The following is a 22,929-nucleotide window of genomic DNA, read 5'->3' as shown; positions in this document are numbered from 1 at the left end:
CCCCACAAATTGACGTAGGTCAATCGAATGAGTATGTGAATATTGATGGAGGAGACTTGTTATGAAAGAGAATGGATCTGGGAATAAAGAACTCGACTATGTAATCAGGGAAATGGTCGATACCGTTACGAACAGTAAAGATGAAATTTTCCAGATTGGTGAAGACTCCCGAAGCGAATTTGAGAAACTGAACAAAGAATTACTCCGTATCAAAGAGCAGGTAACTGACTTAATTGAGGACGGGGACCTTCTTGATCAAAAGGTTCGGCTATCTAAAAATCGATTGTCGGAAGTCAGCAAGCAATTTCAACAGTATTCAGAACATGAAATTCGTAAAGTTTATGAACAAACTCATTCCTTGCAAATGGATTTATCCATGACCAGGGAAAAAGAAAAACAGCTGAGAATCAGGCGTCAGGAGATTGAATTTCGACTGCGCAGCCTGGATGATACGATTCAACGTGCGGAAGCTTTAGCGGGCAAAATTTCTATTGTGTTGAATTACTTAACAGAAGACTTTAAACATGTGACTGACGCTTTAGAATCAGCCCAGGAAAGACAGGAATTCGGCTTGCAAATTATTGAAGCACAAGAAGAAGAACGCAGAAGGCTTTCCCGGGAAATTCATGATGGACCGGCACAAATGCTGGCTAATGTAATGCTTCGTTCCGACTTAGTGGAGCGGACTTTTAACGAGCGGGGAATTAAAGAAGCCCTTGATGAGATGAAGAATGTTCGTAAACTTGTGCGATCTGCACTTTATGAAGTGCGTCGTATTATTTATGATCTTCGTCCAATGGCATTAGATGATTTAGGTCTGGTGCCCACCCTAAAGAAATACTTAGCCACAACTGAAGAGTATAATAACATCAAGATTTCCTTTACTTCGATGGGAGATGAGCGAAGACTTGAAAGTAAGTATGAGGTGGCTTTATTTCGGCTGATTCAAGAAGCTGTTCAGAACGCTGTGAAGCATGCAGAGCCTTCTGAAATCCACGTAGCCATAGAAATGAAGCCCGAGAATGCGAACATTTTAATTAAAGATGATGGAAAGGGCTTTGACCCGGCTATAAAAAAAGAGAAATCCTTCGGCCTCATGGGTATGCGGGAACGTGTAGACATGGTGCATGGGGAATTGAAAATAGATTCCTCAGAAGGTCAAGGGACCATCGTCATGATTCAAATTCCAATTACTAGTTAATCTTTAATTCAACTATGTAAAAAGACTTGAATCGTTTATAATAGGAAATAGGATTAGGGTAATGAACGAAAACATATTAAACAGAGAAAAATATGAGACGATTCTCATTCGTATTCTAGTAAACCAGCAAAACAATCGAATGTAATAATTAGGAGGAAGATTCATGACGACAAAAATAGTCTTGATTGATGATCATAAATTATTCCGTGAAGGCGTAAAGCGTATCCTCGATTTTGAAACGAGCTTTGAGGTAGTTGCCGAAGGAGACGATGGCGATGTAGCGTTGGAGCTGATCGAAGAAAATAATCCGGATATCGTATTGATGGACATTAATATGCCAAGTATGAACGGTGTGGAAGCAACAGCGGAAATTACTAGTAGATACCCAGATTTAAAGATCATTATTTTGTCGATTCATGACGACGAAAACTATGTAACGCATGCATTGAAAACAGGGGCACAGGGCTACTTGTTGAAAGAAATGGATTCCGATGCACTGATCGATGCGATTAAAGTTGTAAGTGAGGGCGGTTCATACTTACATCCAAAAGTGACTCATAACCTGGTCGCTGAATATCGCAGGTTGTCAGAGACGAAGGAAGGCAACGCTTACCGCGCGATTGAGTACAGAAAGCCGCTTCATCTTTTAACTAGACGTGAATGTGAAGTATTGCAGCTTTTGGCTGACGGAAACAGCAATCGCGGCGTAGCTGAAGCGTTATATATTAGTGAAAAGACGGTTAAAAACCATGTTAGCAATATTCTACAGAAAATGAACGTGAACGATCGTACGCAAGCTGTTGTGACGGCAATTAAGAACGGCTGGGTGGAAGTCGTATAAACTAGAAGATAAGGGATCTGAAGAGAAATTACTTCAGATCCCTTATCTATTGCTTAAGAAACTTTTACAGTCGATTAAGGTGATTTCTTTTCTGATTGTTGAGGTTCCGTCGGGGGTTTAGCGATAAGATTCAGGGGATAACGACTTATTGAATCGTGATAGAGCCCCACCTATGTTAGATACTCCCTTAACGGATGGAGATAACGCCCTGCCTCTGAGCGATAGCGCCTTATCTTAATAGGATAACTCCCTAACCAAGTATATAGTGAATAGAACGCGTCTTTTCCATATTGTAGGTGCATTGCATGAGGGCTTGGTGTAAAATGTAGGTATAGAAAAACGTGACAAGCTATACATATAGTTTAACAATAGATTGGAGGAGATCAATCCTATGAAAACAGCGGTGCTTACGGATAGTACAGCTTACATACCTAAGAAAGTACGTCAGTCTAATAGAATCCATATGGTGCCTTTGAACGTAATATTTGGCCAGGAGTCCTACCAGGAAGAAGTCGACATTACGGCTGATGACTTCTATGATATGGTCAAAGAACACGAGGAACTGCCCAAAACATCACAGCCTGCTACCGGACTGATGGCGGAAAGACTAGAGGAGTTAGCTCGTGATTTTGATGCAGTGGTAGCGATTCACCTCTCAAGCGGGATTAGCGGAACGTATCAAGGAATGGTGGCTGCAAGTGAAATGGTAGACGACCTTGATGTGCACGTGTTTGATTCCGAAATTAGCTGCCTTATGCAGGGCTTCTATGCGATAGAAGCTGCTGAACTAGCCAACAATGGCGGAACACCACAGCAGATTATTGCTAGATTAGAAGAGATGAAATTGTCCATGCAAGCCTATTTTATGGCTGACGATTTAAGCCATTTACATAGAGGAGGAAGGCTGAATGGGGCTCAAGCTTTCGTAGGGAGCCTTCTGCAAGTGAAACCTGTTCTTCATTTTGTCGATACGAAAATCGTTCCATTTGAAAAAATAAGAACGCGTAAAAAAGCTCTTAAACGAATTCTGACGTTGTTTGAAGAAGATATAACTGAAGAAGGTACCTTCCAGGCAAGTGTCATTCATGCCAATCAACCTCAGGAAGCCGAACAAATCAAAACCGCTATTGAAGAGCAGTTTGAGAATGTCGAGGTGACCGTAAGTTACTTTGGTCCTGTCATTGGGTCACATCTCGGTGAGGGAGCTATGGGCATTGGCTGGTATAAGAAGTCTTAAGTGAGTCTAATTGGGCTGGGACAAAATTTAGTTATGTCCCAGCCTCTACAAGTTTCTTTATAAAAATAGAATAGGAAGTGATTTTTCTGACTCGTTTATTCTCCGTGCGTAAATCCTCTGCTGCTCCGCAAGTTGCACCACTTCGGTCGATCCCTGAACAGTCATCTCCCAGGTGGCTGATGGGAAAACTGCTGACCCGACAAGAAATCCCTTTATCAGATGAAGAATTACAATGGTATATTTCAGAAGGTTATATGGAAAGTAAGATCGCTATTGAAAAGAAAAGGTCTAGATTTACTTGTAAGCGATGCGGCAACCATAAGCAGTATTTATTTGCTGCCATGCCGCATGCTGCCTGTCAAAAATCATGTGTGTACTGCAGGAACTGTATTATGATGGGGCGTGTCATGGAATGCGAACCTCTATATAGAGGAAGTCCTCACTACACCTGGCCAATTCTTGAGAATCCTTGTGCCTGGGAAGGGGAATTGACGGCAGAGCAGCAACATGCTGCTGATGAAATTGTCTCGGCGATTGAACACGGTCAAAGCGAGCTGCTGATTTGGGCAGTTTGTGGGGCAGGAAAAACGGAGATGTTGTTCCCTGGGCTTACAGCTGCCCTAAAAGCAGGCAAGCGGATTTGTCTGGCTACGCCTCGAACGGATGTCGTTCGCGAACTGACTCCAAGGCTCAAACAAGCTTTCCCACATGTATCGATTCAAGCTTTATATGGTGATAGTGAGGAAAAATCAGGTGATGCCCAGCTGTTGATATCAACTACACACCAACTATATCGTTTTGCCTACGCCTTTGATGTGATGATTATTGATGAAATTGATGCCTTTCCTTATCATAACGACCTCTCTCTAAAATTTGCTTCTAAACGAGCAGCTAAGATAGATGCTTGCTTCCTTTATTTAACGGCCACTCCAAGACGGCAAGAGAAGAAACGGATTCATCAAAAAAAGCTTCCCTCCGTATTCATCGCTAGAAGATTTCATGGTCATCCCCTGCCTGTTCCGAAGTTAAAACTCAGCCCTTTGTTAAGAAAAGAATTGGCTAATCGCCGTCTCCCGAAAACTATTCTTCAGGTTATAGAGGCTCAGCAGCTTGGGAGCAGACAGCTTCTGCTTTTTACTTCAACTATAGATTATGCCCAGCTAGTTACGGACATCTTAAAGCCAATCTATCCTGCTATTACTTCTGTTCATGCAGAAGATCCCGACCGTGAAGAGAAAGTCCGTGCATTTCGAAACCAAGAATACAGTATTTTAGTAACGACAACGATCCTCGAGCGAGGTGTGACTTTTCCGTCTGTTGACGTTTATGTGCTTGATGCAGGGCATGTAGTGTTTGACGAGGCAGCTCTCGTGCAAATTGCCGGTCGCGCCGGCCGCAGTGCTCATGATCCAACCGGTGAGGTAATCTATTTTCATAGAGGTAAAACGAACGCGATGCTTGATGCACAAGAAGCGATTATGAGAATGAACAAGCGGGGACAGCGCCCATGAAGTGTTTGATTTGTTTTGAGGAGATTGTGGCACAGGTCAGTTGGAACCAGTTCTTGCTTCCCCAAAGAACCAGGAGTATTTGTGAAGGATGTACAGGTAAATTGAAGCGCATTGATCAGATCGGCTGTCCGAAGTGTGGCCGTGAAGATGCGAAAGAGATTTGTTATGACTGTGAGCGCTGGGAGCAATCAGATGTGTACGCAGGATGTCTTGAGAAAAATGTGGCGGTGTATGCGTATAATGAATTTGCAAAAGAGATCGTGGCCAAATGGAAGTATCGTGGGGACTTTATACTGATCCGGGCCTTTGCTGAGGCTGTACAGACGACGTATCACCAGCACTTTTGTGATGTGGGTGCTGATGCGGTGGTGATTCCGCTTAGTGGGCAACGGCTTCTGGAGCGGGGATTCAATCAATCGGATGCGGTTATTCAATTGCTCGGGCTTGATTCTCATGATTTTTTTACGAGAAGGGAAAGCGAGAAGCAGTCGAAGCGTGGGCGCAGGGAGCGGATGGAGGCGGGGAATCCGTTTGAGTTGATGAGGGGGTCTTCACGGCCTGTGCTGCTGGTAGATGATATTTATACGACGGGGGTGACGGTGCGGCATTTGGCGAAGTTGTTAAAGGAATCTGGGTGTCCGGCTGTTTATTCGTTTACACTTTTTCGCTGATCGCTCTTTGGATTATTGGGAGTTTGCCGATATAATAGAAAAAGAGGTATACAGGAGGAAGTTTGAAGATGACTGATTTAGCGAATTGTCCGAGGTGCCATGCATTGTTTATGAAGGGGGCGGCTTCTGTTTGTCCGCATTGTGTGAAGCAGGAAGAGCGTGACTTTCAGGTGGTGTACACGTTTTTGCGTAAAAAACGGAATCGGACAGCGAATATGCAGGAGATTGTTGAGGAAACGGGTGTGGAGGAGGTTCGGATTCGAAGTTTTGTAAAGTCTAAGCGTCTGCATCCGGCTCAGTTTCCTCAGTTGACGTATGATTGTGAGAAGTGCGGGGCGCAGATTCGTGAGGGGCGTCTTTGTGATGGGTGCCGGCGTGAATTTGACCGCGGGCTCCAAAAGCATGATGAAATGGAGCAGCTTCAGAAGCGTAATAGGCAGGACGATATGGGTCAGGTGACTTATTATTCGATTAAGCAGGATAAAGTCTAAACATCCAAAGAAGCGGTCCGATAAATAAAGTAATGATTTTGAACGAGAGGTGAATGAAATGAAGATCAATGGTCCAAACCATTCTAATTTTAACCCTTATAAAAAGCATATAACGCAGCAATCTGATGTGCAAAGGCAAATGCAGAGTCAGCGGGATAAGGTCGAAATTTCTCACCAGGGTAAGGCACTTCAAGGGTCTGAGCAGAAAAATGAGGCTCGCCAGAAGCATGTGGATGAGATTAAGGTGGCTGTCGAGAGTGGTAAGTACCAGGTGGATTCGAATGCAACGGCTAAGAAGATGATTGATTTCTTTTCGAAAAAGGGATAAAGGAGAATGACTGTGACGATCGATAGCATCATAGAGCAGATGGGGCGATTGCAACAGCTTCATGAAAGTCTGCTTGCCTTGTCGACGCGGAAGACGGAAATATTGAAATCGAATGATACGGAAGCACTGCAGGATATTCTTGTCCAGGAGCGGAAGCATGTCCAGGGAATTAATACGGTTGAGAAGCAGCGGATGGCTAGGGCTGCGGCCTGGGCGGAGTCGGCAGGATTTGCTGGTGAGGCTCCGACGGTTTCTGAGATGCTTGAGGCTGTGGAAGGACAGGAGAGGGTGCGGCTCAAGGAGGCTTATGATGCTTTCATTCTTGTGCTGGCCGATTTGAAACAGCAGGAAGTGTTAAATGCGGAGCTGACGAAGCAATCGTTGCAGTTTATTACGATGTCCTTAGATATGCTGCAGCCGTCTTTAACGAATATGAATTATGGCACGTCTTCTCAAGGCGGGGAGCAAAAGCGCTCTGTATTTGATTCGAAGGCATAAGATAGAAGAGGAGAGTTCATATGGTTTCTACCTTTCATGGTTTAGAAGTGGCCAAGCGCGGGCTTTTTACCCAGCAAGCGGCTTTATATACTACAGGGCATAATATTGCCAATGCCAATACACCCGGATATACGCGTCAGCGTGTTAATTTTGAACAAACGGGTCCGTTTCCGGCAGCATCGCGGAACCGTCCAGAGATTCCGGGGCAGATGGGAAGCGGTGTTCAGGCTGGGTCGATTGAACGGATTCGGGTTGGTTTTTTAGACGATCAATTTCGAGGCGAAAATAGTAAAACAGGTTACTATGAAGCTCGTTCGGATGCATTTGGCCGCCTGGAATCAGTGATGAACGAACCATCTGACAGCGGTCTGGCAAAAACGATGGATCGATTTTGGCAATCATTACAGGACTTGTCGGTCAACCCGCAAAACTCAGGGGCCCGTGATGTGGTCGTTCAGCGTGGTCTGGCGGTGGCGAAGACGTTTAATTATTTATCTAGCACTATACATAGAATGCAAAATGATATTAAAACAGAAGTTGGCGTGACGACTAAAGAATTGAATTCCCTTGCGAATCAAATTAATAATTTGAATCAGCAGATTGCTGAGGTTGAGCCGCATGGCTATGTGCCTAACGATTTGTATGATGAGCGGGACCGCTTAATAGATCAGATGTCAGGGCTTGTGAATATTGACGTCAGTTATGAAGATACACCGAAATCCGCTGACCCGTTAGCGATGGGGAAAGCGACGATTTCAATCGTTGGTGTCGGGGGTCAGCCGTTGTCACCTGCTTCCACATTAGTCAATGGTGCGAATAATACGGTGAATGAAGTTACGGTTAATTATCCTGCTGACGGCACCCCTGTTGCTGAGTCGATCACAGTGGGAACGGCGACCTACCAGGTAGAAGACTTTTCTTCACAAGGAAAGTTAACAGGTTTGATTGAGTCTGGCGGCTATATGGCCGGTGGTGAAGCTAAAGGTACTTATGAGGCTATGCAGTATGATTTGGATAAAATGGCTACAGCCTATGCGACAGCTTTTAATGCGGTGCAAACGAGTGGTGAATCGCTAAACTCAATGGAAAACGGTACGCAGCCACCTGCCTTTTTTCAGATTGATGAGTCATTGTCTGCTGACGAAAATGGCGTCGTACGCGGTCTAGCGGGCGCTTTAGATTTAACGGACGTGATTAAAAACGGTTCCGATCATATTGCCGCAGCGAATGGAGAATTGGCGGGAAATGGTGCCAATGCTGGTGAGTTAGCAGATGTACGGGATGAGGCTTCTGCCATTCTAGGAGAAGAAACGTCGGTCAGCACGTTTTACGAATCCATCATTGGAACGATGGCCGTCGAAGCACAGGAAGTTTACCGTATGGAAAGCAACTCTGCCACGTTACGTGCTTCTGTCAATCAACAGCGACAATCGGTCAGCGCGGTTTCCTTAGATGAAGAAATGACCAATATGATTAAATTCCAGCATGCGTATAATGCAGCGGCTCGAAATATAACGGTAGTCGACGAAATGCTTGATCGAATTATTAATCAAATGGGAAGGTAGGTGAGTAGCGAATGCGTGTGACCCAGGGAATGTTAACGAGCAATATGCTTCGCAACTTGAGCAACAGTTACAGCCAGATGGGTAAATATCAGGAACAGCTTTATACGGGGAAGAAAATAAGTCAGCCGTCTGACGATCCGGTAGTAGCGATGAAAGGGATTAACTATCGTTCACAGCTGAGCGAGGTTCAGCAGTATAAACGTAATATTGGGACGGTACATAACTGGACGGACAATAGTGACGCCGCTCTGGATAAGGCTACGCAGGCGATGCAGCGGATTCGTGAGCTTACGGTTCAGGCAAGTAATGGGACATATGAAGACGGGCAGCGGGCCAACATTGCCAAGGAGATTCGTCAGCTGAAAGAGCATCTCGGTACGATTGCGAACACGAAAGTGAATGATAAGTATATTTTTAACGGGGCGAATACGACGGAAGCTCCTGTTGATCTGACCGACTATACAGTCGATAGTACTCAAACCCCTGTTCAGATTGAGGTTTCGGCTGGGGTCAAAATTCAAGTGAATGTTAATCCACAGCCTGTTTTTAGTCAGAAGCTTTTTGAAGACATAGAAGCGTTTGCTGATGCGTTAGAAGGTGATGGCAGTGATGAGGAACTTAGTGATTACCTTGGTACCTTCGATCAGCACATCGATAACATCGTCAATGAACGTGCCGACCTTGGCGCTCGGATGAACCGGGTGGAGTTGATTGAAGGTCGAATCGAAGCCCAAGAAGTTAGTGCTACGAAGATGATGTCAGAGAATGAAGATGCTGATATCGAAAAAGTGATTACGAATTTAAAAACGCAAGAAAGTATTCATCGAGCAGCGTTAGCAGTTGGATCACGTATTATCCAGCCGACATTGATGGATTTTCTAAGATAAGACTGCTTCTCCATTGAGGCAGTCTCCTTTTATAGCCAGTTTTCTTGGAAGGAGGGGTCGGAATGTCTGTACCTCAGCTCCATCTCCAATCGACAGATGCTCGAATTGGAATCAGGACTGTACCAGGACGGCAAACGATTCGTCAGCATCAAGCTGCACAATCCATCCAGCAGTCGAAAGCGCAAATGACGATCGAGACTCGTCCTGGGAAGTTAACGATAGATCAAACGAAAGCCTGGCATAATCTTGATTTGAAAAACGTGTTTGCACGAGCAGATGAGTTAGTGAGTGACGCCAGGCAAATATGGATGGAGGGGATTGCTCGTGTTTCCCGCGAAGGGGACGAACTGATGCGGATCGAGGATGGAGGAAATCCGATTGCAGCTCATGCGAAGCACAATGCTAAGTATGAGTTTACGCTTCAGCCAGGGGGAAGGCCAGCTTATGAATTGGTTGATCTTGATTATACGCCAGCAGAAGTGGATATATCTGTGGAACCTCAAGAACCGATTATTTCAGCGGAACCTCGCAAGCCGGACATTTCGTATCAGCCTGGGAATGTTGATATTTATATGCAGCAATATGCTGATATTCAAATTGATTGGAAAGTGTGATGAGAGATGAAGGTAGAAACAAAATATTTTGGGACGGTAGACGTTGAAGAGAAAGAAACGGTTCATTTTGAGCAGGGATTGCCTGGTTTTGAGAGCTATCATGCTTTTGTTCTATTACCGGTGGATGAAGCGGGACTTTATTATGCGCTGCAATCCTGTGAAGATAAAAACGTGTCTCTGATTGTAACGAACCCTTATTTATTTCAAAAAACGTATGAATTTGAAATTGGAGACGGTGCTCAAATTGAGTTAGGAATTGAAAAACCGAAGGATGTAGCGGTTTATAGTGTGGTGACACTGCGGGAGCCTTTTCATGATTCAACCCTGAACTTGCAAGCTCCAATACTAGTGAATGTACATAATGGAAAGGCGAAGCAGGTTATTTTAACGGAAGATAACTATCAGACAAGAAGGCCGCTTGGGCAAGGAAAAGGCGGTGAACAGCATGCTCGTCCTTAATCGCAAAGCTGGTGAGTCGATCCGGATTGGTGATGAGATTGAGCTTAAGATTGTGTCAGTGGAAGGCGGGCAGGTGAAGCTCGGGATCGATGCACCGAAGCATGTGGAGATTCACCGGCAAGAAGTATATGCTGCGATTCAAGAGGAGAATAAGGAAGCGACAATGTTCTCGGAAAACTTGCTGGAGCTGCTAAAAAGTTCAAAAAAAGATTAAACTCTATGTGAAGTCGTCCGATATAAGTAATGTACCACATTACAAAATCGGCCGGCTTTTGTTTTGTAACTAAACAGCATCTCACAAGGACGTGGGATGACCTATTCAAGGAGGAATTTATAACATGAGAATTAATCACAACATTGCGGCACTTAACACGTATCGTCAGTTAGGACAAGCGAATGATGCTATGTCTAATTCAATGGAAAAATTGTCTTCAGGCCTTCGTATTAATAGTGCTGCAGATGATGCGGCAGGTCTATCAATTTCAGAAAAAATGCGTGGACAAATTCGTGGGTTAGAGCAAGCTTCTCAAAACTCACAAGATGGTATTTCAATGATACAAACTGCTGAAGGATCTCTAAATGAAGTACACTCAATTCTTCAACGTATGCGTGAACTTGCGGTACAGGCATCAAACGATACAAATGTTACAGAAGATAGAGACGCATTACAGAATGAAGTTGATGAATTAGTAACTGAGCTAGGCAGAATAAAGGATAATACGCAGTTTAACACTCAAAACCTATTAGATGGGTCTTCTGGTAGTGGAGGAACAGTCACTATTCAAGTAGGTGCAAATTCAGGAGAAGTGATGACATTAGATTTTACAAAAAAAGGTATTGATTTAACTGATATAGTGGGGACTGATTTAGCCTCCCTCGACCTTTCCAATACCGCAAATGCTCAAACTGCGATTGACTCTATCCAAACAGCTATTGAAGATGTATCCGCAGGGCGTTCACAGCTTGGGGCTTGGCAAAACCGCTTAGAACATACAATTAACAATCTAGATAATGCTAGTACAAATCTGACCGCAGCTGAGTCTCGTATCCGTGATGTGGACATGGCAAAAGAGATGATGAATCAGACTAAGAATTCAATTCTTGCTCAAGCATCCCAAGCAATGTTGGCAAAAGCAAATCAGCAACCACAGGGAGTACTTCAGTTACTTCGTTAATGGATTACTTGATTAAAGGCTCGCTTCAAATGAGGTGAGTCTTTATTTTATAAAGGTGGTAAATATGAAAACAATTGTTATGCTTACAGGAGTTACATTCAATTCCTTAAAACAAAGACCACACCATATGGCAAAACATTTCTCCACTCAAGGATATCGGGTTGTTTTTTTGCCAATAATTGGCGATAAAGTAGTGCTACAAAACTGTATTATCAAGAAGTTGAGTTTTCAAAAGCTTCTTGAAAAGTACTCTAAAGAAGTAAAACAAAATCTATTTGTAATGAAAAAACTATTATATGATACAGTTGGTTCTGAAAATGGTTTAGAAGAAATCTTAGAGATTATTGAACGAGATGCAAAAGGTAAGGTTACCTTTATAGTTTCGCATCCTAACTGGGGAAAATACATTGCTGGTATTTCTACTGACTCAAAATTGATTTATGATTGTTTGGATGATTGGGAGTCATTTGTTAATGATTTAGATTGGGGTTATCAAAATGATTTAATTCATTATGAAAGAAAGATTGCAAGTATGGCTGATTTAGTAATTGTTTCAGCTAGGAGCTTATATTTAAAAATGGCGCATTTAAATGAAAACATTTATTATTTACCTAATGGTGTATGGAATAAAGATTATAGTTTTAATAATACTATTCAAACTCAAGATATTCCTAAGGATACTCTTTCTATTAATAAACCTATTGTCTTTTTTATGGGTGCTATAGCAGGTTGGGTTGATACCGAGCTTATTAGGTTTGTTGCAGAATCTAGACCTGAATATTCTTTTGTATTTATCGGAGCTAAAGTGAAGAAAAGGTTGCCGGAGATTTCTAATATATACTTTTTAGGGCAAAAGAAGTACGAAGAATTACCATCTTATTTATCTCAAGCTAAGGTAGCTATAATACCATTCAAAGTTAATAGATTAACAACTGCTGTAACACCATTAAAATTTTATGAATATCTAAGTTCCTCCACACCAGTTGTAACAACAATGATGCCTGATTTAATAGGAATTAAAGGTTCCCAAACCGCGTTAAACTATAAAGATTTTTTAACCTATATTGATAAATATATATATATGGATGACGCAGAATACAAATTGGAGTCACAAAGAGCAAAGACTACCAGTGAAGATTTTGATTGGAACAAGCTTTTTGAACCATTAACTTCTTTTATTAATGATGAAAATTTTAGGACCTCATCCGTAGATAATTTTACAAATAAAATGATACAGCTATATGAAAGTTATAAACAAAATAATCATATTAAAAATGAGTTATTATGTCTTTACAATATTCAAAGACGTTATAGTTTATCGCTAGAACTTCTTACATCAAAAGAGAATATTGAAGACAAATTAACTTTTGATTACATACAAATGGCATTGGCATATTTTCAAGTTGGTCATTATGAGAAGTCAGTGCAAGTATTAACAAAAAATCAAAAAACTAAACGTTCTTTATTAGTATATATAGATTCTATCGCCAACGATATTGATAATAGGGAAGTTCTTCTTCAAATTTTTTTATTTAAAATGTCAGGTGATATTTATGAAGCGATTAGATTGGCAGATGAAGCAATTCAGGTAAGAGGTAATTCACGGAAACTTTTAGGTTTATTAGCTGGACTATATCTGGATCTAGGTGAATATGGCTCGGCATTTCACTTTGCGACAGAGGCTATAAGAATTAGAGAAAATCTAAAAATAGAAGATATATTAGATATCGATTGTATAACTTTTTTAATTGAATTTCTTACAAAAAAGCAACAACATGAACTGGCTGAAGAGGTTGTGCTATTAGTAATGACAAATAAAGAACTAGAAGAATCATGTATTAATATGCTATCAACTATTTATTTTTCTAAAGCCTTTAATCATGAAAAAAACGAGGCTTAAATCCAAGAAAGTGTAATATTAAATTTATCTGTTATTTTGCATCTGACCAATTAGCTGTCTTGTCTGGTTACTGCTAGAGGTTACAATCAGCGGGGGGGGGGGTTGTAGAAAACCTTTAGAATTTTTCTTTTTACAACTTGAATTTTGAATCGACAGGCATTCAAGGTTTTAATTGAGAAATCAGCAGCCAAGCTGATATTCGAAGTGTCCATACCAAGACATAGTCTATTATATGCTCGAGAGACATGGTGGCTTAACAAGCCAGTCAAATGCCTTAAGGCGTATAAAACTTATTAGTGTAACGTAAATCATAAATAAGGATCCTAGTTTTATGCAAGGGTCTTCTAATATTTTGAAAACTGACCCTGTTTTTATTTTACCTAATATTAAGAGGATGATACAAATGAGTAATTGTGGTTTTAGTGAACGAACTTTTGAATTTTGCTTTAATGCTGAGTTTAGTAAAAAGTATAAGGGTATACTAGCAACATATCCTTTTTTACCTAGTCAAAGGCAAGAAAAGCTATTAGGTTACGATGTTAATTTTGAATTAGAATATGGTAATTATAGGCAGTCACTTTTTCTACAACATAAAATTCCTAACTTTGCTCAAAATCGTCAACACAATAACCGACATTTTTATGATGAACATCATGGACCTTATTATAGGTTTGGTGTCAATACGTTTCAACATAATAGAATGATATCACTTAGTTCAGGAAGGGATTATTTTTACTGTGCCCCCCTCTTTTCTACTAGAAATGATTTGCAAATACGTTATGGTGCCCAGAATATTGTTGATTCATCAATCTGGATAGATTTGAACGGATCAAATATAACAGACAATGCCAAACATAATATTACTTATAGTCAGTATGGAACTAAAGCCATTTTGCATTCGAAAACTTTTCCTCTAAAACCATTCAAACCAGTTGTTGATTCTAACATACAGAGGAGAAGAATTGACAAGGAATATGTGCATAATCTCAAAAATGATTTAAGTGAACAATTAGTTGGTACACCGTATCAAAGGAAGCTTTCTTCTATGGGTCAGATGAATGATCTTGATACAGTTCAATATATTTTAAGTCATATTTTAAGTACATCTTGGATATTACTACCATAATTTATAAATAGTATACCTGAATCAATTTCATAATGGCTCTATTTAAAAAAGTTCAGCCCTTCAGAATATTGATAACGTGATTTTTCAGGCTTACGAAACTATGGTTTCCTGATGAGTGAGGCTGTTCAGATGATCTACAGCTAATTTCGATGCATTATAAACAACCGTCACAAGCTGAAAGTGCATCTTGGCTTTCTTTCCTGTTCGATGACGTACATTGTTCAACATAAAATACTCTTTTAAATAACCGATGTCCCGTTCGACAGCTGTTTGTTGTTTGTAAATCTCATCCCATTTCTTAGATCCTCGGGCAGGCACACTGTACTTGCGCAATTCCTGCGTCCGCTTGACCTTGTAAACCTTTTGACATAAGTCTTCATGACGCAGAGGGTAGTCTTTGATTTTAACGTAACATATTTGGGATCGTAGCTCTCATACCGATAAGAGTGTTCACGGACACAGGTAGGGGCAAAATGTTCATTGAAACCTACCATTTCCTTCTCGTTGCGACGGTTATATACGATGACTGCGTGGGTTCCCATGTCATCCAACTGTTGATAGATTGAAGTGTAATCATAACCGGCATCCAGTATTCCATAACGCAACGAGACATCGAAGGCTCGCCGTATTTTCTTTAATAAAGGAATGGCAGTTTTCCAGGCATGGAGGTTTCCGGTCAACGAAGAAAGAATGTACTGACTTTGCGTACCGAAGGCTAAGTGAGCTTTATAGCCGAACCAAAAGACATTTTTGCCTTCACTGTTTTTCTTAATGCCCCATTTTGGATCCAGGGGAGCTTGTTCAAACAAATTAGAAACAGGATGAGATAGCTGATCCTCAATGGTTTTTTCATAAAGAGGACGATTGGCTTCTCGCTCTCGTTGTTCTTTCAACCACTGTTCGCGTTCTGCCTTCGGTTTGCGACCCCGCTTTTTCGGTTCGGGTTGGGGTTCCTTTTCTTGTTTGGTTGCTTGATCACGTGCTCCGAAGTGGGTAGCGTCAATGGCGATCGCTTCATCCTGAATATATCCTTCTTCCATTGCTTGAAGAAGGATTTGTCTTCAAGTCCTTGGGAGACAAGGGCTGAGATTTATGAAATTGATTCATATATAAAGAAAAAGAAATTATTGTCCTAAAAAAAGCCAGCCGCTCCCGGCTGGCTTTCCTTATCATTCAATTACTCAATAAAACCCGTATCAACCAATCCCTCTAAATCAGGCTTCTTCTTCAAAAACTCAAGCTCATAAGAAGAATTCGCAAAGTCCTGCAGAACATCTCCATTAACTTCATACGTGAAATTAATACGTTCCCACGCATTATCAATTACGGATTTAGAAAGTTCTTGGTCAGTAATTTCCTTAATTTTATCAATCGCGATCGTTTTTGCTTCTTCAGGGTTTTCTTGAATGAACTTCGTTGCTTTTTTATGGGCGTCTACGATGCTTTGAACCATCTCAGGATTATTTTCGACTAGTTCTTGAGAGGTAACGAAAACGGCTGCTGGCAATGTTTTACCGTAAGCTACCTCTGGTGTGTCCACTAGCACTTTGCCGTTTCCTTGTGCTTCAATCACAGAAGCCCATGGTTCAGGGACGGTTGCGGCGTCTACTTTGCCTGCTTTGAACATGGCGTTATAGGTAGCGGGTTTCCCAGTTACGTGTTTCATCGTTCCGCCAATTCTGCTGGATGTGATGCCGTATTCTTCTTTCATCATCGTTTCGAACTGGACGTCGTGGGTACAGCCGACACGTGGAGAGATGAACGTTTTGCCTTTTAAGTCTTCTGGTGTTTCGATGTTAGCACCTTTTCTAGCCATAATCACGGTTCCTCCGGTAGAACCTGCCGCTACGACGTTAATTTTCGCGCCGCTTGTGAAGTGGTTCATAGCTGGGCCAGGTCCGACGAGTCCGCCTTGTACTTCACCTGTTTCAACAGCGGTCATAAACGCTGATCCGTCAGGGAAATATTTATAGTTTACGGTCGTTCCATCTGGCAAGGTTTCAGAGTAAAGTTCTTTTTCTTCTGCAACCATTCCGGCTACGTGGTTAATGTTCGGGAAGTACCCGATTGTAATTTCTTTTGACCCGTCACCGCTTGCTTCTTCTTCACTGCTTCCACAGGCAGCTAACAACAAGCTAAGCGTAACGAGAGAGATAAGAGATAATAATTTCTTCATGTGTTCTTCATCCTTTCTTTTGGCTAGCTACAGCGCACAGACACTCGAGACATAATCGAATCGCCACTATGGGGATAGATCACCCCATTGAGTCGCTTCTATTATGCTGTCCGTGTCTTACCAGTGCGCTTTCGCTTTTCTTTTTATTTAACTAATCCCCAGCGTTTCATCACATTTTTTTCTAACTTGGAAAAAACGAGCTGGTCGACGATAGCGCCGATGACTCCGATTATGATAATAATGCCGATCACTTGATCCATGCGGGCGTAATCCTGGGCATATCGCAACGAGTAGCCAAGTCCTGGCCCGTTACTTAATAATTCACCGGCCATTAAGGCGCGCCAACTGAAGGCCCAGGCAAGTCGGACACCTGACATAAAATAAGGAATGCTTGCTGGGACTTCGACGCGGTAGAATAACCCGAATCCCTTTGTACCCATCGTTCTTGCTGCTCGCACGAGATGGGGAGGGACGTTGTGAATCGCTGACCGTACATTTAGAGCCATGACGAAGGTTCCTCCTAGCACAACGACGAAAACAACAGCAAATTCGGTGAAGCCGAATAGCATGATGGCTAATGGGACCCAGACGATACTTGGAATACTTTGCAGGGCAATTAAGTACATACCGGCTGTTTCGTCGGCTTGTTTTGATTTTCCAAAAATAACACCGACGATGGTTCCGAGCGCGATAGCCATCGACATGCCGAGCAGTAAATGCTTAAAGCTTGCTCCTAATGCTTCGACATAATCTCCGCTTGCGAAACCTTCGTATAATGCGGTCCAGACTTTTCCGGGAGAAGGTAAGATGATATCTGGAAACACGCCGGCTGAGAATACTAACTGCCATAATCCGATGACGGCAACTAAAAACAGTATGCGTTTAACGACTATATTCAATTTCATTTGAGAGCTCTTCCTTTAAAACTTTGTTAATTTCGCCTTCAAGTAAATCCATTACTTTTCTCTCGAGTTCAATGACGTGTTCATTATCACGTTTTCTCGGTCTTGGAATATCGATGGTAAAGTCAGCGATGATTCGGCCGGGACGTGTACCCATCACGACGACGCGATCTGATAGTTTAATAGCTTCTTGAATGCTGTGGGTAACGAACAGGATCGTTTTTTGTGTTTCCTGCCAAATTTTAATGAGTTCATCATGTAAGATGTGGCGAGTTTGTTCGTCGAGGGCGCCAAAGGGTTCATCCATTAACAGCACTTTTGGATCCATGGCTAACGCTCTGGCGATAGCCACACGCTGCTGCATTCCGCCTGATAATTCATAGGTGAAGTTTTCTTTAAAGCGGCTTAAATGAACCATTTTCAAAAAGTGGTCGGCAAGTGTGTTGGCTTCTTTTTTACTCATTGTCCCTTTAAGGGGAAAGGTTACATTGTCACGAACGTTGAGCCATGGAAACAAGGAAGGCTGTTGAAATACCATGCCGCGGTCGGGGCCGGCTTGCTTGATTTCCTTGTTTTGAAGGGTAATGGAACCTTCAGTAGTATGTTCAAGTCCAGCGACCATGGAAAGTAAGGTTGATTTTCCACAGCCGGAAGGTCCAAGGATTGAAACGAATTGGTTTTCGGCTATGCTGAGGTCGATATCGGAAAAAACTTCAAAGTCTTGCTGTTCTTGGTCCGTGAAGGTTTTTCCAACATGCTGCATCTCTAGAAACAATAAACTACCTCCTTATTATAATAATTCCTATAAACAAAGTCGGTTTTAAACATTGTATTAAATTATACCGATTTGTTGACTGCAGTGTCAATTGTTTTACCGGCTTTTATAACTGTTTGAACAGGATTCATGCTGTGCACGATTTTTTCCCGATTATGTATTCAACTCTTTTCATCTACTGCCGATATAAAAAGAAAACAGGGGAGTTGTTGAAAGGTGGACGTAACGAAAGGCAAGGGCCACTCACAACTTCTGCAGAGTCATTCACCGCATCTTAGCCTCCGTACATCTGTTCAGAAGCTGAGCAGGACCATGAATACAGAAGAAGAATTACATAAGCCATTTAAAATTCAAAAAGAGCTAAATAAAGAGAAGATGAGGCAGGTCATCGAGGGCTTAAATGACATATTGAAGCCTGCACATACGAATTTACAGTTTCAATTTCATGAAAAATTGGAGGAGTACTACGTTACTATAGTAAATAGCAGAACAAAAGAAGTTGTAAAGGAAATTCCTCCAAAAGATATGCTGGATTTCTATGCCGCGATGATTGAATCAATTGGACTGATCGTTGATGATAAAATTTAAGAAGGTGAGAATATGAGTGATATGAGAATCGGGGGCTTGGCTTCTGGAATGGACATCGACAAGCTTGTTAATGATTTAATGAAGGCCGAACGTCAGCCCTTAAACAAGATGGAACAGGAGAAAACGTGGTTAACCTGGAAGCGTGATGCTTACCGTGATGTCAATAAACAGTTATTCGAGCTTGATAGTATGATGCTTGATATGAATCTATCAAAAACCTATCAATCTAAGGAAGTTTCGTCTCCTTCATCGGCGATTAGTGCTGAGGCGACTTCATCTGCAGGGACAGGCAATTACAATGTTCAAGTCAATCGACTTGCTTCAGCTGCTTATAACTTGAGTGCCAGTGAGATTTCAGGCGGGGCAGGGAAGATTGATCCAGATCAGTCGCTTGCCTCACAAAAGGACAAGTTTGCAAATTGGTTAAATGAAGGAACGTTTACGATCACCACCCACAATGACGAGGGAACAGAATCAAAGACGTTTACAATCGATGAATCTCAGTCCCTGAATGATCTGCTTGATAAGATCAGCAGCTCTAACTTAGGTTTACGTGCTTTTTACGATAGCAGTGCTGATAAAATCATGCTGGAGCGAACGGAGACGGGGAATTTTAACAGTGCTGGAGCAGAAATTGAGTTCAGCGGTCCAGGCACTAGTTTTCTAACGGATACGCTTGCCCTCACCAACGAGACGGATGGGGTGGATGCGAAGTTTACCTATAACGGTTCCTTACAGATTACGACCCATGAGAATAACTATACGTTAAATGGAGTGACCTTCAAGTTCCACGAGGCGATGGATTCGGCTGTGAACGTGAATGTCTCCAATAACATTGATAACGCTCTAGAAAACATTACGAAGTTCGTTGATAAATATAATGACGTTATTGAAAAATTAAATGAGCAGGTAACCGAGAAGCGGTACCGTGAATTTCCACCTTTAACGGAAAAGCAAAAGGAAGACTTGGAAGAAAGTGAAATTGAATTATGGGAAGAGAAAGCGAAAAGCGGGATGCTTCGCAGTGACTCAACGATTCAAGGCGCTTTGTTCGGGATGCGTTCAGACTGGTATAGCAGTGTCGATACAGGAGGTGTTTTCACCCAAATCTCTCAAATCGGGATTACGACAAGCCCCGATTATTTAGAGCGTGGTAAATTACTCATTGATGAAGATAAGCTTCGGGAAGCGTTGAGAGAAGATCCGGCTGCTGTGCAGGAATTATTTTCTGGAAATGCAGAGACAGGAAGTAAAGGCATTGTCGATAAGCTGGAAGCTACGATCGCTGAGACACGAGACACGATTGAGCGGAAAGCCGGGAAGCCATCGAGTACCGAAGAATCATATATGATGGGACGAAAGCTCGAGGATATGGAAGACCGGATGGAGGCCTTCGAGAATCGCCTCACACAAGTTGAAGACCGTTACTGGGCACAGTTTGGGCGTATGGAGCAGGCGATTCAGCGAATGAATTCTCAGTCCGCCTTTTTGATGTCCAACTTTGGGTAAGTTATTTTGATAAAGGAGTGTCAGGCAGATGTCTATTCAAGCCTACCAGAATAATTCAGTAGAAACAGCTTCTCCAGGGGAGCTTACGCTTATGCTTTACAATGGATGCATCAAGTTTATTCGTTCTGCTAAAAAGGCCATAAATGAAGACGCTATTGAGCAGAAAAATACGTCCATTCAGAAGGCGCAAGCCATTATAAGAGAATTAATGATCACGATGAATCCGGAATATGCCGTTTCACAAGAAGTGCTTCCGCTGTATGAGTATATGAACCATCGGCTGATGGAAGCGAATAGTCAGAACGACACTACAATTCTGAATGAAGTGGAAGAGATGGTCACGGAGTTTCGTGATACGTGGAAGGAAGTCATTTTGCAAACCCGCAGAGCTCAGCATGGTACAGGCGGGAATGCGTAGTGACAGTATGGGCACAGTTTGCTTCGATAACACAACAACTTGATGAATTAGTCCAGCAAAAAGTCACGAATCAAAACAGAGAAGCGATGATTACACAGGTTGATGAGCTTCTTGAAGGGCGTGAGCAGCTTTTACCAGAGCTGAGGAAGCCACAATCGTCGAGTGAGCAAGCTATTGTAGACCAAGTTCTGCAAAGGGAACCAAGTATTAATCAAAGGCTTGAACTTATGCTAAATGAATTAAAAGTTGATTTGCGGAATATGAAAAAGCAGAGGTCCAGCAAACAGCGTTATACGAACCCTTATAAGAGTGTTTCCAGTTATGACGGGATGTTTATGGACCATAAAAAATAATAGGAGATGGCTATGTCACAACTAACAGATGCGCAGCAAAATATGCTGCAAGAATACAATCAATTGTTATCCGTTATAAGTGAAGGGTTTGAATACTTAGAGAATAACCTGAGTGTCGAAGCGCCTCCTCAGGCACAGCAGGTGTTTGAGGATGTGTTACTGGCTTTCCAGCAGCTCTGTGACTCCAATGATCAATTGGTGGAATGGTTTAAAGAGAATGCGCCTTCAAAACTTTTGCTGGGTGACTTTCATGATATTGTTAAATTGCTTGAGAAATGGTCGACATTCGGGACCAACCAAGAAAAGCGTGAGCTGCTGGTTAAAGAAGTGATTCCTGTTTATGAAAGCTGGCGCTCGCAAATGCAATCCTTTTTAGATTCTTATATAGCTCATTAAAATTCTGAAGCATCTGGTAGACTAACCGGATGCTTTTTTTAAATGAATTACATAATAGAACTTTTTAATAATACAAAGACTTGTAGGATTTAAAGATTTGAAAAGGCTGTTGCTAAAAACACGCAGTTGAAATACACTTCGCTTTCCACGGGCAACCAGCGAGCCTCCTCGAACTTCACTGACGTTTCGTTCTGTGGGGTCTCGCTTTGGTCGCGTTACCGTAGGAGTCTTCGTGTATTTCAACTGCTGACATGAGCTATTCTAATTTTTGTTAGAGTTTTGGTTTTTCCTTGTTTGATGCTGCTTTATCTAGACTGGATAGGTACCTTCTTTTTACGTTTAGAATCCCTTAGGGCACTAGGGTCTAAATTATGAAGTTCAATTAAATAAAAGTTATTGTCAAATTCACCAGATTTATCGGCACGACCTTTCAAAAAATACTTTTCTATCGCATTTTCTAACTGTAGTTAACCTATGGTCTGGCAGTTTCCAGCATTTACTGACATGTTTTCGTCAAATAATTCCGAAAGTTTATGCAGGAATGACTCAGGGTATGGTAGAATATAAACTACATAAGGATGAAAGGAGGACACTTGTAATGAATTACAATATTCGTGGTGAAAATCTAGAGGTGACTGATTCCATAAAGGAATATGTGGAGAAAAAGGTGGGCAAATTAGAGCGCTATTTTGACACTCCACTAACTTCGGAGGTTCACGTAAATTTAAGTGTCTATAATGATGAGCAGACCATTGAGGTAACGATCCCGATGAAGAACTTGCTTCTTCGTGCAGAGGAACACAATACTGACTTATACGCTGCCATCGACCTTGTGGTAGATAAACTCGAAAGACAAATCCGAAAGCATAAAACGAAAGTCAATCGAAGGTCTCGCCAGGAGGGTGCTCCTAAGTACGTCTTTGCTGAACTGGAAAGAGAAGCACAACAACAAGTGCTTGAAAAGGAAGATGAATCCGACATTGAAATTGTGAGAACGAAGCGTTTTGATCTTAAACCGATGGATAGTGAGGAAGCTGCACTACAAATGGATATGCTTGGGCATGCATTTTATGTTTTCACCAACGCATTAACAGACGAAACGAACATCGTATATAAACGACGAGATGGCCGTTATGGCTTGATCGAAACTTGATAAACCTCTATCAAGTTCAAGCAGTCCTGGACAACCAGGGCTGCTTTTTTCATAGAAAACATGCGTGAAGCAATCACTTTGAAAAAAACAACAGTCTTTATATTTGTCTTCACCAGGCTTCTATGGAAACGTCATTTTTTGTCTGAATAATTCGT

The 22,929-nt window shown here is 41.9% G+C and carries 25 protein-coding genes and 1 pseudogene; 22 read left to right on the top strand and 4 right to left on the bottom strand.

The window, feature by feature from the left end; genetic code table 11:
• Positions 1 to 61: 61 nt before the first annotated feature.
• The 16 genes from B5354_RS06835 to B5354_RS06760 all read left to right on the top strand — a co-directional run bounded on the left by B5354_RS06835 (position 62) and on the right by B5354_RS06760 (position 14,504).
• A complete protein-coding gene (locus tag B5354_RS06835) occupies positions 62 to 1,201 on the top strand; it encodes a sensor histidine kinase (RefSeq protein ID WP_079527235.1) in 1,140 nt (379 codons plus the stop codon).
• A 163-nt stretch (positions 1,202 to 1,364) separates the two neighbouring features.
• On the top strand, positions 1,365 to 2,042 hold the full coding sequence (locus B5354_RS06830) for a response regulator (RefSeq protein WP_079527233.1): 678 nt from the start codon (positions 1,365 to 1,367) through the stop codon (positions 2,040 to 2,042).
• Between the two features lie 391 nt (positions 2,043 to 2,433).
• Positions 2,434 to 3,279 (top strand): DegV family protein, encoded by an 846-nt coding sequence (locus B5354_RS06825; protein ID WP_079527231.1) that lies wholly within the window; start codon positions 2,434 to 2,436, stop codon positions 3,277 to 3,279.
• Between the two features lie 179 nt (positions 3,280 to 3,458).
• Positions 3,459 to 4,790, top strand: coding sequence for an ATP-dependent helicase ComFA (locus tag B5354_RS06820; protein ID WP_079527229.1), 1,332 nt, complete (start codon positions 3,459 to 3,461; stop codon positions 4,788 to 4,790).
• Between the two features lie 101 nt (positions 4,791 to 4,891).
• Positions 4,892 to 5,461 (top strand): ComF family protein, encoded by a 570-nt coding sequence (locus B5354_RS06815; protein ID WP_245804732.1) that lies wholly within the window; start codon positions 4,892 to 4,894, stop codon positions 5,459 to 5,461.
• Between the two features lie 68 nt (positions 5,462 to 5,529).
• Positions 5,530 to 5,952, top strand: a complete 423-nt coding sequence (locus B5354_RS06810; protein ID WP_079527225.1) for a TIGR03826 family flagellar region protein — start codon at positions 5,530 to 5,532, stop codon at positions 5,950 to 5,952.
• Between the two features lie 58 nt (positions 5,953 to 6,010).
• Positions 6,011 to 6,280 (top strand): flagellar biosynthesis anti-sigma factor FlgM, encoded by a 270-nt coding sequence (flgM, locus tag B5354_RS06805; RefSeq protein WP_079527223.1) that lies wholly within the window; start codon positions 6,011 to 6,013, stop codon positions 6,278 to 6,280.
• Between the two features lie 12 nt (positions 6,281 to 6,292).
• On the top strand, positions 6,293 to 6,778 hold the full coding sequence (locus tag B5354_RS06800) for a flagellar protein FlgN (protein ID WP_079527221.1): 486 nt from the start codon (positions 6,293 to 6,295) through the stop codon (positions 6,776 to 6,778).
• 20 nt (positions 6,779 to 6,798) lie between these two features.
• Positions 6,799 to 8,343: a flagellar hook-associated protein FlgK gene (gene flgK / locus B5354_RS06795; RefSeq protein WP_079527219.1), complete on the top strand. Its 1,545-nt coding sequence runs from the start codon at positions 6,799 to 6,801 to the stop codon at positions 8,341 to 8,343.
• A gap of 11 nt (positions 8,344 to 8,354) precedes the next feature.
• Positions 8,355 to 9,230 (top strand): flagellar hook-associated protein FlgL, encoded by an 876-nt coding sequence (gene flgL, locus B5354_RS06790; RefSeq protein WP_079527217.1) that lies wholly within the window; start codon positions 8,355 to 8,357, stop codon positions 9,228 to 9,230.
• A gap of 62 nt (positions 9,231 to 9,292) precedes the next feature.
• Positions 9,293 to 9,844 carry a DUF6470 family protein gene (locus B5354_RS06785; protein ID WP_079527215.1) on the top strand — a complete coding sequence of 184 codons (552 nt, stop codon included), beginning with the start codon at positions 9,293 to 9,295 and terminating at the stop codon, positions 9,842 to 9,844.
• Positions 9,845 to 9,850: 6 nt separating this feature from the next.
• Positions 9,851 to 10,303 carry a flagellar assembly protein FliW gene (fliW, locus tag B5354_RS06780; protein ID WP_079527213.1) on the top strand — a complete coding sequence of 151 codons (453 nt, stop codon included), beginning with the start codon at positions 9,851 to 9,853 and terminating at the stop codon, positions 10,301 to 10,303.
• Entirely contained in the window at positions 10,290 to 10,517 is a 228-nt protein-coding gene (csrA, locus tag B5354_RS06775; protein WP_079527211.1) for a carbon storage regulator CsrA, read from the top strand. The genes fliW and csrA overlap by 14 nt, the downstream gene beginning before the upstream one ends.
• Positions 10,518 to 10,641: 124 nt before the next feature.
• Complete coding sequence (locus B5354_RS06770; RefSeq protein ID WP_079527209.1) at positions 10,642 to 11,478, top strand: flagellin N-terminal helical domain-containing protein; 837 nt, start codon at positions 10,642 to 10,644, stop codon at positions 11,476 to 11,478.
• A gap of 64 nt (positions 11,479 to 11,542) precedes the next feature.
• A complete protein-coding gene (locus tag B5354_RS06765; protein ID WP_079527207.1) occupies positions 11,543 to 13,378 on the top strand; it encodes a glycosyltransferase in 1,836 nt (611 codons plus the stop codon).
• A 403-nt stretch (positions 13,379 to 13,781) separates the two neighbouring features.
• Entirely contained in the window at positions 13,782 to 14,504 is a 723-nt protein-coding gene (locus B5354_RS06760; RefSeq protein WP_139377080.1) for a hypothetical protein, read from the top strand.
• A 90-nt stretch (positions 14,505 to 14,594) separates the two neighbouring features.
• Here B5354_RS06760 and B5354_RS06750 read toward each other — a convergent pair.
• The 4 genes and pseudogenes from B5354_RS06750 to B5354_RS06735 all read right to left on the bottom strand — a co-directional run.
• A pseudogene (locus B5354_RS06750) lies at positions 14,595 to 15,565 on the bottom strand (transposase); the annotation flags it as partial.
• A gap of 116 nt (positions 15,566 to 15,681) precedes the next feature.
• The gene (locus tag B5354_RS06745) at positions 15,682 to 16,680 is read right to left on the bottom strand and encodes an ABC transporter substrate-binding protein (RefSeq protein WP_079527199.1); all 999 of its coding nucleotides are present in this window, start codon (positions 16,678 to 16,680) and stop codon (positions 15,682 to 15,684) included.
• A 143-nt stretch (positions 16,681 to 16,823) separates the two neighbouring features.
• Positions 16,824 to 17,585 carry an ABC transporter permease gene (locus tag B5354_RS06740; protein WP_079527197.1) on the bottom strand — a complete coding sequence of 254 codons (762 nt, stop codon included), beginning with the start codon at positions 17,583 to 17,585 and terminating at the stop codon, positions 16,824 to 16,826.
• Entirely contained in the window at positions 17,563 to 18,357 is a 795-nt protein-coding gene (locus tag B5354_RS06735; protein WP_079527195.1) for an ABC transporter ATP-binding protein, read from the bottom strand. Before B5354_RS06735 ends, B5354_RS06740 begins: the two co-directional genes overlap by 23 nt.
• A 216-nt stretch (positions 18,358 to 18,573) precedes the next feature.
• Between B5354_RS06735 and flaG the strand changes: the two genes are divergently transcribed.
• The 6 genes from flaG to hpf all read left to right on the top strand — a co-directional run bounded on the left by flaG (position 18,574) and on the right by hpf (position 22,774).
• Positions 18,574 to 18,945 (top strand): flagellar protein FlaG, encoded by a 372-nt coding sequence (flaG, locus tag B5354_RS06730; RefSeq protein ID WP_079527193.1) that lies wholly within the window; start codon positions 18,574 to 18,576, stop codon positions 18,943 to 18,945.
• Between the two features lie 12 nt (positions 18,946 to 18,957).
• Entirely contained in the window at positions 18,958 to 20,454 is a 1,497-nt protein-coding gene (locus B5354_RS06725; RefSeq protein WP_079527191.1) for a flagellar hook-associated protein 2, read from the top strand.
• Between the two features lie 28 nt (positions 20,455 to 20,482).
• The gene (gene fliS, locus B5354_RS06720) at positions 20,483 to 20,872 is read left to right on the top strand and encodes a flagellar export chaperone FliS (RefSeq protein ID WP_079527190.1); all 390 of its coding nucleotides are present in this window, start codon (positions 20,483 to 20,485) and stop codon (positions 20,870 to 20,872) included.
• Positions 20,872 to 21,225, top strand: coding sequence for a flagellar protein FliT (fliT, locus tag B5354_RS06715; RefSeq protein WP_079527188.1), 354 nt, complete (start codon positions 20,872 to 20,874; stop codon positions 21,223 to 21,225). Before fliS ends, fliT begins: the two co-directional genes overlap by 1 nt.
• Positions 21,226 to 21,237: 12 nt before the next feature.
• On the top strand, positions 21,238 to 21,621 hold the full coding sequence (locus B5354_RS06710; RefSeq protein ID WP_079527186.1) for a DUF8042 domain-containing protein: 384 nt from the start codon (positions 21,238 to 21,240) through the stop codon (positions 21,619 to 21,621).
• A gap of 598 nt (positions 21,622 to 22,219) precedes the next feature.
• Positions 22,220 to 22,774, top strand: a complete 555-nt coding sequence (gene hpf / locus B5354_RS06705) for a ribosome hibernation-promoting factor, HPF/YfiA family (protein ID WP_079527184.1) — start codon at positions 22,220 to 22,222, stop codon at positions 22,772 to 22,774.
• Positions 22,775 to 22,929: the final 155 nt, after the last annotated feature.

Origin of the sequence: Halobacillus hunanensis, assembly GCF_900166655.1 — a bacterium.
GTDB classification, from domain to species: Bacteria; Bacillota; Bacilli; order Bacillales; family Halobacillaceae; genus Halobacillus_A; species Halobacillus_A hunanensis.
This window is presented reverse-complemented; position numbering and strand designations above follow the sequence as displayed.

What these genes read in the sequence shown, in the direction of transcription:
- B5354_RS06820 (WP_079527229.1), top strand. Translation starts at nt 3,459, where the DNA reads ATGGGAAAACTGCTGACCCGACAAGAAATCCCTTTATCAGATGAAGAA.
- B5354_RS06760 (WP_139377080.1), top strand. Translation starts at nt 13,782, where the DNA reads ATGAGTAATTGTGGTTTTAGTGAACGAACTTTTGAATTTTGCTTTAAT.
- B5354_RS06725 (WP_079527191.1), top strand. Translation starts at nt 18,958, where the DNA reads ATGAGTGATATGAGAATCGGGGGCTTGGCTTCTGGAATGGACATCGAC.
- fliW (WP_079527213.1), top strand. Translation starts at nt 9,851, where the DNA reads ATGAAGGTAGAAACAAAATATTTTGGGACGGTAGACGTTGAAGAGAAA.
- B5354_RS06740 (WP_079527197.1), bottom strand. Translation starts at nt 17,585, where the DNA reads ATGAAATTGAATATAGTCGTTAAACGCATACTGTTTTTAGTTGCCGTC.
- B5354_RS06710 (WP_079527186.1), top strand. Translation starts at nt 21,238, where the DNA reads ATGTCACAACTAACAGATGCGCAGCAAAATATGCTGCAAGAATACAAT.
- csrA (WP_079527211.1), top strand. Translation starts at nt 10,290, where the DNA reads ATGCTCGTCCTTAATCGCAAAGCTGGTGAGTCGATCCGGATTGGTGAT.
- B5354_RS06825 (WP_079527231.1), top strand. Translation starts at nt 2,434, where the DNA reads ATGAAAACAGCGGTGCTTACGGATAGTACAGCTTACATACCTAAGAAA.
- B5354_RS06835 (WP_079527235.1), top strand. Translation starts at nt 62, where the DNA reads ATGAAAGAGAATGGATCTGGGAATAAAGAACTCGACTATGTAATCAGG.
- B5354_RS06785 (WP_079527215.1), top strand. Translation starts at nt 9,293, where the DNA reads ATGTCTGTACCTCAGCTCCATCTCCAATCGACAGATGCTCGAATTGGA.
- fliS (WP_079527190.1), top strand. Translation starts at nt 20,483, where the DNA reads ATGTCTATTCAAGCCTACCAGAATAATTCAGTAGAAACAGCTTCTCCA.
- B5354_RS06770 (WP_079527209.1), top strand. Translation starts at nt 10,642, where the DNA reads ATGAGAATTAATCACAACATTGCGGCACTTAACACGTATCGTCAGTTA.
- flgL (WP_079527217.1), top strand. Translation starts at nt 8,355, where the DNA reads ATGCGTGTGACCCAGGGAATGTTAACGAGCAATATGCTTCGCAACTTG.
- B5354_RS06810 (WP_079527225.1), top strand. Translation starts at nt 5,530, where the DNA reads ATGACTGATTTAGCGAATTGTCCGAGGTGCCATGCATTGTTTATGAAG.
- hpf (WP_079527184.1), top strand. Translation starts at nt 22,220, where the DNA reads ATGAATTACAATATTCGTGGTGAAAATCTAGAGGTGACTGATTCCATA.
- flgK (WP_079527219.1), top strand. Translation starts at nt 6,799, where the DNA reads ATGGTTTCTACCTTTCATGGTTTAGAAGTGGCCAAGCGCGGGCTTTTT.
- B5354_RS06830 (WP_079527233.1), top strand. Translation starts at nt 1,365, where the DNA reads ATGACGACAAAAATAGTCTTGATTGATGATCATAAATTATTCCGTGAA.
- flgM (WP_079527223.1), top strand. Translation starts at nt 6,011, where the DNA reads ATGAAGATCAATGGTCCAAACCATTCTAATTTTAACCCTTATAAAAAG.
- B5354_RS06745 (WP_079527199.1), bottom strand. Translation starts at nt 16,680, where the DNA reads ATGAAGAAATTATTATCTCTTATCTCTCTCGTTACGCTTAGCTTGTTG.
- B5354_RS06765 (WP_079527207.1), top strand. Translation starts at nt 11,543, where the DNA reads ATGAAAACAATTGTTATGCTTACAGGAGTTACATTCAATTCCTTAAAA.